The following is a 331-nucleotide window of genomic DNA, read 5'->3' on the forward strand; positions in this document are numbered from 1 at the left end:
AAGATGTGGAAACCCTTAGTCGGGTAAACGGAGTACCGTCTATCGGAATCACAGTACAGCGTTCCAGCGATGCCAATACCGTGAAAATTTCCGAAGACCTTGCCGGTATGGCTGCTGCCGAGGGTATTCTTACTGCCCGCGGAGGTATGACATCGCACGCAGCTGTTGTTATAACATTTATATACGACAGAGGTAGTAGTTATAAGTGTATCGAAAAAATCAAATCAATTGTTTCGGAACTATCTGGAGAATCGACTTGTTCCCCAGAAAAGAAAGTGTTTGCAGCTTCCCAAACTGTTTCAATAAAGTTTTGATGAGAAATTGTTACTTC

2 pseudogenes are annotated in these 331 nt (G+C 42.9%); one reads left to right on the forward strand and one right to left on the reverse strand.

Annotated features, from left to right (window positions below):
* Nucleotides 1–92: 92 nt before the first annotated feature.
* A pseudogene (locus tag D0T85_RS23275) lies at nt 93–173 on the forward strand (PEP-utilizing enzyme); the annotation flags it as partial.
* A 68-nt stretch (nt 174–241) separates the two neighbouring features.
* On the opposite strand, the pseudogene D0T85_RS22085 reads toward D0T85_RS23275, so the two are convergent.
* A pseudogene (locus D0T85_RS22085) lies at nt 242–331 on the reverse strand (DUF3871 family protein); the annotation flags it as partial.

The organism is Bacteroides sp. 519, assembly GCF_010500955.1.
In the GTDB taxonomy this organism is placed as follows: Bacteria; Bacteroidota; Bacteroidia; order Bacteroidales; family Bacteroidaceae; genus Bacteroides.